This is a genomic window from Nocardia sp. NPDC058705, from assembly GCF_042749305.1.
GTDB lineage: Bacteria > Actinomycetota > Actinomycetes > Mycobacteriales > Mycobacteriaceae > Nocardia.
On record NZ_JBHYRN010000002.1, the window covers coordinates 138329 to 150475 of the forward strand.

General features: G+C 66.2%; 10 protein-coding genes and 1 tRNA gene. 5 read left to right on the top strand and 6 right to left on the bottom strand.

Annotated features, from left to right (window positions below; translation table 11 throughout):
- Positions 1 to 6 precede the first annotated feature (6 nt).
- From ACFW6D_RS03810 to ACFW6D_RS03820, 3 genes are all read right to left on the bottom strand, one after another.
- Positions 7 to 78, bottom strand: a tRNA-Gln gene (locus ACFW6D_RS03810).
- 190 nt (positions 79 to 268) lie between these two features.
- Entirely contained in the window at positions 269 to 1744 is a 1476-nt protein-coding gene (gene gltX / locus ACFW6D_RS03815) for a glutamate--tRNA ligase (protein ID WP_379324445.1), read from the bottom strand.
- A gap of 21 nt (positions 1745 to 1765) precedes the next feature.
- Positions 1766 to 2539, bottom strand: coding sequence for a fumarylacetoacetate hydrolase family protein (locus ACFW6D_RS03820; RefSeq protein WP_379324447.1), 774 nt, complete (start codon positions 2537 to 2539; stop codon positions 1766 to 1768).
- A gap of 337 nt (positions 2540 to 2876) precedes the next feature.
- Between ACFW6D_RS03820 and ACFW6D_RS03825 the strand changes: the two genes are divergently transcribed.
- Together ACFW6D_RS03825 and ACFW6D_RS03830 are read left to right on the top strand one after the other, a co-directional pair.
- On the top strand, positions 2877 to 4010 hold the full coding sequence (locus tag ACFW6D_RS03825; protein ID WP_379325028.1) for an MFS transporter: 1134 nt from the start codon (positions 2877 to 2879) through the stop codon (positions 4008 to 4010).
- A 103-nt stretch (positions 4011 to 4113) separates the two neighbouring features.
- Positions 4114 to 6513 (top strand): protein kinase, encoded by a 2400-nt coding sequence (locus ACFW6D_RS03830; RefSeq protein ID WP_379324449.1) that lies wholly within the window; start codon positions 4114 to 4116, stop codon positions 6511 to 6513.
- Positions 6514 to 6542: 29 nt separating this feature from the next.
- On the opposite strand, the gene ACFW6D_RS03835 is transcribed toward ACFW6D_RS03830, so the two are convergent.
- A complete protein-coding gene (locus ACFW6D_RS03835) occupies positions 6543 to 7550 on the bottom strand; it encodes a 3-isopropylmalate dehydrogenase (protein ID WP_379324451.1) in 1008 nt (335 codons plus the stop codon).
- A 162-nt stretch (positions 7551 to 7712) separates the two neighbouring features.
- Positions 7713 to 9311, bottom strand: a complete 1599-nt coding sequence (serA, locus tag ACFW6D_RS03840) for a phosphoglycerate dehydrogenase (RefSeq protein WP_379324453.1) — start codon at positions 9309 to 9311, stop codon at positions 7713 to 7715.
- Between the two features lie 133 nt (positions 9312 to 9444).
- On the opposite strand from serA, the gene ACFW6D_RS03845 reads away from it, so the two are divergent.
- On the top strand, positions 9445 to 10248 hold the full coding sequence (locus tag ACFW6D_RS03845; RefSeq protein ID WP_379324455.1) for a DNA polymerase beta superfamily protein: 804 nt from the start codon (positions 9445 to 9447) through the stop codon (positions 10246 to 10248).
- 89 nt (positions 10249 to 10337) lie between these two features.
- Here the strand turns inward: ACFW6D_RS03845 and ACFW6D_RS03850 are convergent, their stop codons facing one another.
- Positions 10338 to 10541 (bottom strand): cold-shock protein, encoded by a 204-nt coding sequence (locus tag ACFW6D_RS03850; RefSeq protein ID WP_056812000.1) that lies wholly within the window; start codon positions 10539 to 10541, stop codon positions 10338 to 10340.
- Positions 10542 to 10961: 420 nt separating this feature from the next.
- Between ACFW6D_RS03850 and ACFW6D_RS03855 the strand changes: the two genes are divergently transcribed.
- The gene (locus ACFW6D_RS03855; protein WP_379324457.1) at positions 10962 to 11744 is read left to right on the top strand and encodes an MHYT domain-containing protein; all 783 of its coding nucleotides are present in this window, start codon (positions 10962 to 10964) and stop codon (positions 11742 to 11744) included.
- Positions 11745 to 11832: 88 nt separating this feature from the next.
- A complete protein-coding gene (locus ACFW6D_RS03860) occupies positions 11833 to 12099 on the top strand; it encodes a hypothetical protein (protein WP_379324459.1) in 267 nt (88 codons plus the stop codon).
- Positions 12100 to 12147: the final 48 nt, after the last annotated feature.

A 12147-nucleotide genomic window follows, 5' to 3' on the forward strand; every position in this document is an offset into this window, starting at 1 on the left:
ACCTTGCTGGGGTACCAGGACTCGAACCTAGAATGGCTGTACCAGAAACAGCTGTGTTGCCAATTACACCATACCCCAAAGACCGAAACGCCCAGCCTTGCAATCTCCACCGAGTGGTTGTCGGTGTTGCGAGGCCGTGTTCCGCAGCGATGAGAAGATTACCAAACACTAGGGGGTAAACTACAAATCGCCTGGTCAGAAGCCGCTTTTCGGCCGTTTTCGAGCCTCGGAGCGGATGCGACGCGATGGCCGCACCCGCCCTCCACAGCTACTGCGCGGCAGGCACCCAACCACGGGCGGCCCGCAGCCGATCCAGCGAAGCCTCGCGGCCGAGCAATTCCATCGACTCGTACAGCGGCGGACTGATGTGCGAGCCCGTCACCGCCACCCGCACCGGCGCGAAGGCCTTGCGCGGCTTGAGCCCCAGATCGTCGATCAGCGCCTTTTTCAGCGCCTCCTCCAGTGCGGGGGTGGTCCACTCGCCCAGCGGCTCCACAGCGGCGATTGCGGCGTCCAGCACGGGGTCGGCGTCGGCACCGAGGTTCTTGGTGCCCGCGGCCTGGTCGATCGCGAACTCCCCGGGGGCGACGAACAGGAATTTCAACAGGTCCCACGCGTCACCGAGCACCACGATCCGGGTCTGCACGAGTTCGGCGGCGACCAGGAAGGTCTTCTCGTCGATTTCGGCCCCGATGTGACCCTGCGCGGTGAGGAACTCGCGCAAACGCTCGCCGAAATCGGCGGGCTCGAGAAGGCGAATCTGCTCGGCGTTGATCGCGTCGGCCTTCTTCTGATCGAAGCGGGCCGGATTCGAATTCACCGTCGAAATGTCGAACGCCGCGACCATTTCCGCCATGGAGAAAACATCGCGGTCCTCGCCGATACTCCAGCCGAGTAGGGCGAGGTAATTCAGCAAACCCTCGGGGATGAATCCGCGGTCGCGATGAAGGAACAGATTCGATTCCGGGTCACGCTTGGACAGCTTTTTGTTGCCCTGTCCCATGACGAACGGCAGATGGCCGAACTCGGGCGTGAACTCGGCAACCCCGATACGCTGCAGCGCGGCATACAGCGCCAACTGACGCGGCGTCGAGGAGAGCAGATCCTCACCGCGCAACACATGGGTGATCCGCATCATCGCGTCGTCGACCGGATTCACCAATGTGTAGAGCGGGTCGCCATTGCCGCGGGTGAGCGCGAAATCGGGGATGGTTCCTGCTTTGAACGTGGTTTCTCCGCGCACCAGATCGTTCCACGCGAGATCAACATCCGGCATCCGCAAACGAATGACAGCCGGGCGACCCTCGGCTTTGTACGCCGCGATCTGCTCGGCGCTGAGGTCGCGATCGAAATTGTCGTAGCCGAGTTTCGGATCGCGGCCGACGGCACGATGACGAGCCTCGACTTCCTCCGGCGTCGAGAACGCCTCATAGGCCTCGCCGGCTTCCAGCAACCGGCGCACCACGTCGAGATGCTGATCGCGGCGCAGCGACTGGCGGTAGGGCTCATACGGTCCGCCGACCTCGGGGCCCTCGTCCCACTGCAGCCCCAGCCAGCGCAGCGCATCGAGCAGCGCGCGGTAGGAATCCTCGGAATCGCGTGCGGCGTCGGTGTCTTCGATGCGGAACACGAATTTTCCGCCGTGGTGGCGCGCGAACGCCCAGTTGAACAGCGCCGTGCGCACCAGGCCGACGTGCGGCGTGCCGGTCGGCGACGGGCAGAAACGGACCCGTACTTCAGTCATGACTCTCTTCTTTCGCTGGTTTCAGCGCTTGGTGGCAACAGGATTGGTGAGGGTGCCGATGCCCTCGACGGTGACCGATACGCTCTGCCCGGCCTGCAGCGGACCGACGCCTTCCGGTGTGCCCGTGAGGATCACGTCACCGGGCAGCAGCGTCATCACCGAGCTGATCCACTCGATGATCTTCGGAATGTCGTGCAGGAACAGCGAAGTGCGGCTGCGCTGGCGGACCTCGCCGTCGACCTCGGTGGTGATCTCCAGATCGCTTGGGTCCAGCGCGGTTTCGATCCACGGGCCGAGCGGGCAGAAGGTGTCGTAGCCCTTGGCCCGGGTCCACTGACCGTCGTGGCGCTGCTGGTCACGGGCGGTCACGTCGTTGGCGACGGTGTAGCCGAGGATCACCTCGGAGGCCTTGGCCGCGACCACGTCCTTACACGGACGGCCGATCACCACGGCCAGCTCGCCCTCGTAGTCGACCTGAGAAGAGCTGGGCGGCAGGATGATCGAGGCGTTCGGCCCGATGATCGAGGTGTTGGGCTTGATGAAGATCACCGGATCCACCGGCGCCTCGCCACCCATTTCGGCCGCGTGGGCGGCGTAGTTCTTGCCGATGCAGATCACTTTGCTCGCCAGGATCGGCGCCAGCAGACGGATGTCGGCCAGCGGCCAGCTCCGTCCGGTGAACGTCGGCGTGCCGAACGGATGTTCGGCGATCTCCTTGGCGACGGCATCGCCGCCGTCGCCTTCGATGCTGACGAAAGCGACTCCATCGGGACTGGCAACTCGACCTAAGCGCATGCTCCGGAGTCTATCGAGACGTGGCTACCTGCCCGAACGCACCCGTGGCGCGACCGGGCTCACTCGATAGCAACCCTGACGCAGTGCGGGAAAGCTCACACCGATGTGATTCGAAGCCACTGCCGCCGTGTGGGATTCGCGCAGGGGCGCGATGTGACCTGTCAGACACCTTTCCGGTGGGCAACATTCACGGGTCATCGGTGTAGCGTGAACTCAGATGTTCAGCCACTGAGACAACGATCTCATAGAATGAGATGCAATCGTGCAATTCGGCGAGGTGACAAACGTGAAAGACGCGGCGGACGTGACGCAGATCCGTGACGGCAGACGCTGGTTGATGCTCGGCCTCGGCGTTTTCGCGCAGACTTCGAGTTCGATCTTCATCCACGGCACCCCGTTCCTGCTGCCCGCGCTCACCGCGCGCGGAGATTCCCTCGCGTCCGCGGGCGCCCTGGTGGCATTACCGACCGTTGGTCTGGTCTGCACCCTGATCGCTTGGGGGTATGTGGTCGACCGGATCGGCGAGCGCATCGTGTTGGTGGCCGGCGCGCTGCTGATGTTCGTGGCGGGCGTGGCCGCGGCTGTGGTCGACAACCCGGTGGCGTTCGCCGCGCTGCTGTTCATCGGCGGTATCGGCGCTGCCAGCTCCAACGGTGCCAGTGGCCGGTTGATCGTCGGCTGGTTTCCGCCGGACCGGCGCGGCGTGGCGATGGGCATCCGCCAGGCCGCGCAACCGCTCGGGGTCGGCATCGGCGCAATGACCATCCCGTGGGTGGCCCAGCATCACGGCATCGCCGCCGCCCTGCTCGTCCCCGCGATCATGGCGGGCGTCGCGGCGATCGGCTGCCTGATCGGCGTCGTCGACCCGCCGCGTCCACCCACCAAAGCCGCCGATCGCACGAACCCCTACCGCGGCGATTCCACCCTGTGGCGAATCCACGGTGTCTCGATCCTGCTCGTCATCCCCCAGGGCACTCTGTGGACCTTCGGCCTGCTGTGGCTGCACAGCGACCTGGACTGGTCACTGGCCGCTGCGGGCGCCTTGATGACGGTGACCCAATTCCTCGGCGCAGCAGGAAGAATCGGCGCCGGGGCATGGTCCGATCACGTCGGCTCCCGCCTCACTCCCCTGCGCCAGGTAGCCATCGCCGCCGCTGTCACCATGGCCGCCCTGGCCGTCACCGCATGGACCGACTGGTGGTGGGCAGCCATCCCGCTGATGGTCGCGGCGTCGGTGATCTCGGTGTCCGACAACGGTTTAGCCTTCACCGCCGTCGCCGAAATCGCGGGCCCGTTCTGGAGCGGCCGCGGTCTCGGTATCCAGAACACCGGCCAGAACCTCGCAATAGCCGCCGTCCCACCGCTTTTCGGCGCCGTCATCACCGCAACCGGCTTCCCCGTCGTGTACGCCCTCGCCGCTGTCGCCGCGCTGGCAGCGGTGCCCCTGGTTCCAGGAGAACCACGAAAATAGTGGGGCAATTGTGAACGCTGACGCGATCTCCCGCGATACACCGTCACAACACAGATCGACCGGAACCTCACGGTCGCGGCACCGGGAGGTCAGAATTCTCAGCATGCAAGAGCTCGCGCCGGAACAGCTGTTCGCCGGATACGTGATCCAACGCGTCCTCGGTCGGGGCGGAATGGGCGTCGTGTACTTGGCGCGCCATCCTCGGCTGCCCCGGTTGACCGCGTTGAAGCTGCTCAATCGCGACATCTTCGACGAGAGCATTCAGGCGCGATTCATGCGCGAAGCCGACAATGTGTCCCAGCTCGAGCACCCGAACATCGTCGGTGTGTACGACCAAGGCCGCGAGAACGGCCAACTGTGGATCTCGATGCAGTACGTGGCAGGCGGTGACGCGGCCGAGTTGGCCAGGGCAGGCACGGTGCCCGCCGAGCGGGCGGTGCGGATCGTCGCGGAGGCGGGCAAGGGGCTCGATTACGCGCACTCCCACGGGGTGCTGCACCGCGACGTCAAACCGGCCAACATCTTGCTCGCCACCGCCCTGCCCGGCCACGACGAGCGCGTCCTGCTCGCCGATTTCGGCATCGCGAAGTCGTTGGCCGACACCAGGGGTCTCACCTCCACCGGCACGGTCCTGGCGAGCCTGCCCTACGCGGCACCGGAGCAGTTCGACAACACGGTCGAAGCAGACGAGCGCGCGGACGTCTATTCCTTGGGCTGCACGCTGTTTCAGTTGTTGACCGGCGTACTGCCGTACCGGGGCACCACGCCGATGCAGTTGCTCCACGGCCACCTGAGCGCACCCATCCCCAGCGCCAGGCAAGTCGCCTACGAACTGGGGGCACGCGAGCTGCCCGCCGGCCTCGACCACGTGATCGCCACCGCCCTCGCCAAGGACCGCGACCGCCGCTACCAGACCTGCGGCGAACTGGCCTACGCCGCCCAAGCCGCAGTCGCGGACTACGGCCGCCGGATGGGCGCCACCGGATACCGCCCCGCCATCGACGCGAGCAACCTGCCCCCCGACCCGCGTCCGACAACGACCTCCGCCACTACCCGGCCCTCGACCAACCCGGCGACGGGAATCCGGACCCGGGCCACCCCTCACCCACAGCCGAACCCCACCGGCGCCCCGTCCACCCAGACCTCGGCCACCCCCGTCCGCCCGACAACGAACCCAGGAGCCCGGGTCCAGCCGACCGCCCACCCGGCGACCCCCATCCCATCCACGTCCGACCCCGCTATCCCTGTCCACCCAGGCACCAACCCCGCCACGCCGATCCCCGCTGGTACGAACCCCGCCCGATCCACCTGGCCCGACACCGACCCCGATCGCACCCGGCCGATGCATGACACCGGCAGGACGCAGATCCCCAGCGGCACAACACCGATGACCGACCCCAGGGCGCAACAACACTTCACCCCGCAGCCCTACCGACCCGAAACCCCTGCGCCCGTTGCCGATCCGCATCGCGGGTCCGCGCGTCGACCACTCCTCGCGGGCCTCGGTGTCGTCGCCGTACTGCTGATGCTCGCCGCGGCAGTGCTGTTCATCCCGCGAGATCACGGTTCCGCTTCCGACACACCGAATTCCGCGATCGCGCCCACCTCCACAGCGCCCACCACTCCCGTAACCCGCATCAGCGCAACGGTTTCCGTCGGCAAGACCCCGACAGCCGTCGTCCTCGATGCCGCGACGAAGACCGTGTATGTCACCAATTCCGACCTGAATTCGGTCACCGCGATCGATACCGAGAGCCACACCGTCACCGCCGTCATCCAGGTCGGCAAAACCCCGGTCGGCCTGGCACTCGACGCCGACGCGCACACCCTCTACACCGCAGACATCGGCAGCCACAGCGTGTCCGCCATCGACACGAAAACCCATGCGGTAGTGACTATTCCGGTCGGCAAGACAACGGCCAGGGTGGTGGTCGACGACGTCGCGCACATCGTGTACGCGGTGAACCCCGACGACAACCAGGTCACCGTGATCGACGGCCGCACCAAGCGCGTGGTCGCCACCATCGCGATGCCCGCGTACCCGTGGGGAATGGCCGTCGACCCCGCGGCCCACCGCCTCTACGTCGCCGCGATCAACGCGGGACAGGTCGTCGTCGTCGACACCGATTCCCGGCAGGTGATCGCGAAGGTCGACACCGCCCCCGCGCCCGGCCGGATCGCAGTCGACCCGACCACCCAGTCTGCCTACGTCACCCACGAGAAGAGCGACCTGGTGTCGATGATCGACCTGACCACCCACCAGATGATCAGGATTCCCGTGGGCGCCAAGCCCATCGGCATCACCGTCGACCCGACGATCCACACCGCCTACGCCACGAACATCGACGACGGCACCATCTCCGTCATCGACACCCGAAACTGCACCGTCATCAACACGATCGAAGCGGGCAGTGGCATCTCGGCCGTCGCGATCGACCCCGAGACCCACACCCTCTATGCCACCAACGAATCCGACAGCACCCTGCTGATCCTCGAAGCCTGAGACTCAGCGATCGGCGCAGGCTGAGCGGATCAGACGATGGCGGCGATCCGGTCGCCGACCTCCACGGTGGTGGCGGTGCCGGAGCGGCCGGCCAGATCCTTGGCCACCGCGGATTCGATCCGAGCAGCCCCTTCGGTGTTGCCGAGGTGGTTGAGCAGCAACGAGACCGACAGGATGGCGGCGGTGGGGTCGGCCTTGGACTGGCCCGCGATATCGGGGGCGCTGCCGTGGACCGGCTCGAACATCGACGGGTTCACACCCGAGGCGTCGATATTGCCCGAGGCGGCCAAGCCGATGCCACCGCTGACGGCGGCGGCGAGGTCGGTGATGATGTCGCCGAACAGGTTGTCGGTGACGATCACATCGAAGCGGCCCGGGTCGGTCACCATGTGGATGGTGGCGGCGTCGATGTGCTGGTAAGCCGTTGTCACATCAGGGAATTCGACCGCGACCTCGTCGACGGTGCGCTGCCACAGCGAGCCCGCGAAGGTGAGCACATTGTTCTTGTGCACCAGGGTGAGGTGCTTGCGGCGGGCCTGCGCGGTCGCGAAGGCATAGCGCACCACGCGCTCGATGCCGAAGCGGGTGTTGTTGGAGACCTCGGTGGCCACCTCGTGCGGGGTGCCGACGCGGATCGCGCCACCGGTGCCGGTGTAGGGGCCCTCGGTGCCCTCACGCACGACCACGAAGTCGATATCCGGATTTCCGGACAGCGGGCTGGTGACGCCAGGGTGTAGCTTCGACGGCCGCAGGTTCACGTGGTGATCGAGAGCGAAACGGGTCTTGAGCAGCAGCCCACGCTCGAGCACACCGCTGGGCACCGACGGATCGCCGATCGCGCCGAGCAGAATCGCGTCGTGCTGCTTGAGTTCGGGCAGCACCGACTCGGGCAGGATCTCCCCGGTGCGGTGGTAACGCGCGGCACCCAGGTCGTACTCGGTCTTCTCCACACCGGGCACCACCACGTCGAGCACCTTGAGCGCCTCGGCGATGACCTCGGGACCGATGCCGTCACCGGCGATAACTGCGAGTTTCATGAACTGCTCCGTTCGAAGTCGGTGGCGGATCGCGCCGGGGCGTTCGGCAGACGAGCGCTGCCCGGTCACGGCCCGCGCCGCCGGGATAGCAGCTGCGCGCCGCCACCGTGGGGTGACGGCGCGCAGCTGCCGATGTCCCGGCTCAGGCCGGGACGTCAAAACTCAGACCAGGTCGACCAGGACGACCTTGGACGCGCCAACTGCCTCAGCGATCGCGGTCTGCACCGCGGCCGGTACGTCGGCGTTGACACGCAGGACCACGGTGGCACCTTCGGCATCCACGTCCTGGCTCAGCTGCGCGGCCAGGATGTCGATCTCGGCCTCGCCCAGCAGCGTGCCGATCTTGCCGAGCGCGCCCGGCTTGTCGCTGTAGTTCAGCACCGCCAGGTTCAGGCCCTCGGCACGCATGTCGTAGTTGCGCCCGTTGATGTTGACGATCTTCTCGACCAGGTTCGGCTCGGTCAGCGTGCCCGCCACGTTCAGCGTCGAACCGTCACCGAACACGGCGCGCAGGTCGACGACGCTGCGGTGAGTCGGGCTCTCCGAGGCGGCGGTGACGGTGGCGGTGATGCCACGCTCCTTGGCCAGCGCCGGGGCGTTGACGAAGGTGACCTGATCCTCGACCAGCGCCGAGAACACCCCGCGCAGCGCCGACAGCTCGAGCACAGCCACGTCCTGCGAAGACAGCTCGCCACGAACCTGCACCTCGACGCTGACGGGCAGCTCGTTGGCGATGGCACCCAGCAGCGCACCCTGCTTACGCACGACATCGAGCCACGGCGCGACCTCGTCGTTCACGGCACCACCGGTGACGTTCACCGCGCCGGGCACGAACTCACCTGCCAGCGCCAGCAGCACCGACTTGGCGACATCGGTGCCAGCGCGGTCCTGCGCCTCCGAGGTGGAGGCACCGAGGTGCGGGGTCACGACGACCTGCGGGAGGTCGAACAGCGGCGAGTCGGTGCACGGCTCGGTCTCGAACACGTCGAGGCCAGCGGCACGCACGTGGCCGGACTTGATCGCGTCGGCGAGGGCCTGCTCGTCGATCAGCCCACCGCGCGCGGCGTTGACGATGATGACGCCCGGCTTGGTCTTGGCCAGGGTCGTCGCGTTGAGCATGCCCTTGGTCTCGGGGGTCTTGGGCAGGTGGATGGAGATGAAGTCGGCGCGCTCGAGCACCTCGTCCAGGGTCAGCAGCTCGATGCCCAGCTGGGCGGCGCGCGCGGGCGAGGTGTAGGGGTCGTAGGCGACGATCTTGGTCTCGAAGGCGGCCAGACGCTGCGCGAACAGCTGTCCGATGCGGCCGAGGCCGATCACGCCGACGGTCTTGCCGAGGATCTCGACACCGTTGAACTTGCTGCGCTGCCAGGTCTTCTCACGCAGGGTGGCGTCGGCGGCCGGGATCTGACGCGCGGCCGAGAGCAGCAGCGTGACGGCGTGCTCGGCGGCGGTGTGGATGTTGGAGGTCGGCGCGTTGACGACCATCACGCCACGCTCGGTGGCGGCGGGCACGTCGACGTTGTCGAGGCCGACACCGGCACGAGCCACGATCTGCAGCTTCTTGCCTGCCTCGAGCACCTCGGCGTCGACGGTGGTGGCGGAGCGCACGAGAATCGCGTCGGCGTCGGGCACCGCGGCGAGCAGGGCGACGCGGTCCGGGCCGTCGACCCAGCGAACCTCGACACCGTCACCGAGTGCGTCGACGGTCGACTGGGCGAGCTTGTCGGCGATCAGAACTACTGGACGGCCTGCTTGGCTCACAGTGGGGTACTCCTGGGGAAGAGAGGGGTCGGCAGTTACCGCCGCCCAGAATAGTCGGCCACCGCAGGCTGTCCTTACCCCCCTGCCCGAAAACCGGGTGAACGGTGGGCACGGTCACCCTTACCATCACCTCATGTCCTTGCGCACTGTCCCCGACTCGATGGACCCCGCCGTGGTGGCCGCCGTCGACACCGTGCTCGACCAGGTAGCGGCCGAGCACAACGTCGCGGTGCGTCTGGCCGTCGAAAGTGGCAGTCGCGCTTGGGGTTTCCCCTCGCCGGACTCCGATTACGACTGCCGTTTCGTCTACGTGGCCGGCCTCGAGACCTACCTCTCGCCGTGGCGCACCCGCGACGTGATCGAAACCCCGCTGATCGGTCTGCTCGACGTGAACGGCTGGGATCTGGCGAAGGCGTTGCGCCTGCTGGTCGCGGGCAACGCCGTGCTCGTGGAGTGGTTGATGTCACCGATCGTCTACCGCGGCGACGAGGCGTTTCGCACCAGACTGCGCGAGGTGGCGACCGAGGTGGCCGATCGCGACCGCATCGCCAGGCACTACCTGCACCTCGGCATGCGGCAGTGGGCGCTGCAGGCACAGAAGGGTGGCTTGAAGAAGGTGTTCTATTCGCTGCGCCCGGCGATGGCGTTGCGCTGGTTGCGCGAGCATCCCGGTGCGGCGGTGGCACCGATGCATCTGCCGACCCTGCTCGACCAGTGCGACCTGCCCGTCGACCTGGTCGCGGCGATCGCCGAACTGACCGAACTGAAGTCGAGGACCAGAGAGATGGGCACGGCCGCGCCGCCCGCCCTGATCGCGGCGTTCATCGTCGACGAATTCGAGAGGGCGACAACGGAGTTCGACTCGCGCGGCCCGCGTGACCTGACTGCGGCCAGGGCGATCACCGACGAGTTCTTCCGGGCCGAAGCACTACGGTAACCCCGTACCCGAGGCAACTACCCCGACAAAGCAGAAACTCCGCACCAACAGGTGCGGAGCTTCACATTCGTACGCAGTTCAGCGCAGAATCAGATGGCGCGAACGTCCTGAGCCTGGGGGCCCTTCTGACCCTGACCGACCTCGAACTCCACGCGCTGACCCTCTTCGAGGGACTTGAAGCCGGAGCCGCCGATCGCGGAGTAATGCACGAAGACGTCCGGGCCGCCTCCGTCTTGTGCGATGAAGCCGAAGCCCTTTTCGCCGTTGAACCACTTAACAACACCCTGTGCCATTTCAAAAACCTTCTGTAGATGAGCTAGGTCCTAATAGTCCGGCCCTGGTCTCGATGTCCACTGTGCCATGAATCTGCGAATTCCTCCACATCGCACTGTGCAAAGTGTGCGAACTGTGAGCAAGGCAACCCCTGGAGATGCTGCCAGCTGGTGCTGTCACAGAAGGTGACCCAGCCCGCAAATGAGGTGGATGCTGGGCGTATGCCGAGGTAGTTGCTCCATGGATGCCAGATTTGCTGGGACTACACACCAAACCGACTGGCACGCTTCACCATCGAGAACACTATGCATTAGTGACGCATCATCGTCAGCAGCCCTTTACATTTTCCAGAAACCCAGTACGGCAAATTCTCTACCAGCGTACTTTCCGAGTTCGTGAGGGATCGCACGCCTCACGGAAAATCACGCTAGGAGCTGACGGTGCTGGATATCAACCATTTCACTTACGGCTGGGTGACACCCCTGCTGGCCTATGTCATGTCGGTCATCGGGTCGATGCTGGCGCTGCGTTGCATGGTTCGCTCGCGCGCTTCCGGCATGCACGGCGGCTGGCTCACCGCGGCCGCGATCGCACTCGGTGGCACGGGTATCTGGGTCATGCATTTCATCGCGATGCTCGGATTTTCGGTGCACGGCGTGACCATCCGCTACAACGTTCCCGTCACCTTGTTCAGCGCCGCGGTCGCCATGGGTGTGGTGTGGCTCGGATTGTCCATCGTGGTTCGCCGTAGCTGGGACAGCGCCGCGCTGCCGGTGGGCGGCACGATCACCGGTCTCGGCGTCGGCGCCATGCACTACGCGGGCATGTACGCGATGAAGACCGACGCCGAGATCATCTACGACCCCGTCGTGGTCGCGGCCTCGCTGGCCATCGCGGTGGTCGCCTCGATCGCGGCGCTGTGGTTCGCCCTGCACATCCACGGCTTCGTCGCCACCATCGGCGCCGCCCTGCTGATGGGCGTGGCCGTCACCGGCATGCACTACACCGGCATGTTCTCGATGAGCGCGCACACCAGCGCCCACGTGGCCCATGCCACCGGCGCCACCGCCGCCCAACTGCTCACGCCGCTGATCGTCGCCATCAGCATGGTGACCATGATCCTGCTGATGCAGGTCGGCATCACCGAAGCCGAGGATCCCAACCTCACCCGGCCGATCCACAACCAGAACGCGAGCCGCTTCTGGCCCAGCGGCCAGAACTGAAACCTGTCAGACCCCGCTGCGAGAATGAGGAGGTAGGAGAAACACCGGCATGAGCTGCGGCTATGCCGATTCACGGGGGAGTTTTCAGATGATCGTCATCGCCGTCACCATTGCCTGTGCCGTCCTGGGCGCACTCAGCCTGTTCGCCGCCACCGTCGCCGAGACCCGGGCCAATCGCGCCTTGCACGACTCCCGCTCCTGCTTCGTCGGCGACGGCAACCCCACGAACTCCTTCTTCGCGCATCGAGCCCGGCACGACCGGCTGCACCGCCTCAACAATCAGCTGCTGATCGTGAGCGCGGTCGTCTCGCTCGCGGCGACGGGTTTCGCCGTCTACGCGGTGGCGGTCTTCTGATCAGGGGCCCATCAACTCCGGTACCTGCCGACCCTCATTCTTCGAACC